Annotated in this window: 1 protein-coding gene; it reads left to right on the top strand. The window is 62.0% G+C overall.

Features of this window, described 5'->3' with window-relative positions:
- Nucleotides 1-335: 335 nt before the first annotated feature.
- Nucleotides 336-1511, top strand: a 1176-nt coding sequence (locus AHiyo1_RS11950) for a sensor histidine kinase (protein ID WP_059388709.1), incomplete at its 3' end; no start/stop codon positions are given.

The following is a 1511-nucleotide window of genomic DNA, read 5'->3' as shown; positions in this document are numbered from 1 at the left end:
CGTCGTTCTTTTTGTTCCGCCGTTCGGGATAAGTGAGCGATGGTTTGGGATGTGGGCCGGATAGGTGCGCGAGCGTTGGGATGTGGGCCGGATATGTGAGCGGGGGTCTGGGTTTAAGGCCCGATATGTGAGCGCGCGTTGGGTTCGACAAACGCTCGCTCACTTATGCCGGCATTTTCCCAAACGCTCGCTCACTAATGCCGGCATTTTCCCAAACGCTCGCTCACGTCTCGCGCTGGCTCCAAGGATGAATCCGCTGGCTTCCGGGTGGAGATCGAACGCCGGAGCGCGGAATCGGCGTTCCCCCGTGCTTGGCCGTGGATAGGGTGGCTGACATGGAACAGACACTGAAAGTTGTACGGCATTGGGGCGCCCCTGCGGCGGCCGTCATTTTCTTCACGCTGTGGTGCGTGGCGGAAGCGGGATTTATGGCGGCATGGCTTCCCCATTGGGCCGAATTGTGGAAGCTTATTCTGTCAAGATTTTCGATACTGATCTTGACCACTTTCGCCATTGCTGTCTCGGCATGGCGACCCGTGCTCTCTCTGGGATTCACGGCCGTCTTGCTAATGGGTCAGTTGGTGTACTTCATCCCGGAGCCTGATTCCAATGATTGGGCGATTTACTTGGGCTCATTCATTGCCTTGGGGTTTTCGATGTGGACGGCGAGGGGTCGTCTGCAATTTGTTGTCGCCGGGAGCAATGTGGCTTTCGCCGGTGTAATGGTTTTCATGATGTTGTCGTGGCGCTACGGGCAGGGCGTTGGCTGGTTCCGGCCGCTATTTATGGGCGACAGATTCGCCCTGGCCAACAACGGCTGGCAGGTCTTCTCGTTCCTTTTCCTCATCGCAGCTGGTTGCGCCGCAGCGGGCCTGGCCCTGCGCCTCTACGAAGAACGCGGGAGCCTTTTCAAAGCCCGGAATCTCGTCCAAGCAAACCTCAAGGAGACCGAGGTCGAGCTTGTCGTGGAACAGGAGCGCACGCGGATCGCCCGCGACCTCCATGACGTCTTGGCGCACTCGCTCGCTGTGATCGCCGCGCAGGCCGACGGCACCCGTTATCTCAGCCAGGACCAACCCAAAGCGGTGCTCGACGCCTTGGAGAATATCGCGGTGTCAGCCCGCCACGCACTCGTGGACGCCCAGCGCGTCATTGAGGGAGTGCGCGACGACGGTCTGGTGGCTCCGCAGCCCCGGCTCACCGACGTCGGGCCTCTTGTGGAGCGGATGCGCCAGGGGAGCCTCAAGGTCCAGCAGAGCGAAACCGGAACCCCGGTGGACCTTGGCGCGGGCCAGCAACTCGCGGTATTCCGGATTGTGCAGGAATGCCTGACGAACGCCCTCAAGCACGGCGGACGCGGCACCGCCGTGCGCCTTCATTTCGACTGGAGCGGCCCCGGGCTGACCATGCATGTCGCGTCGGAATTGCCGGCGTCCGTTTCGATTGGGGGGGACGGACGACGGCGGTACCGCCGAGCGCGTGGGGCGCGGCATCCCCGGAATGCGCGAGCG

It is taken from the genome of Arthrobacter sp. Hiyo1 (assembly GCF_001263615.2).
Lineage (GTDB): Bacteria > Actinomycetota > Actinomycetes > Actinomycetales > Micrococcaceae > Arthrobacter.
Note: the sequence above shows the minus strand (reverse complement) of the source record. Positions and strands in the feature narration are given on the sequence as shown.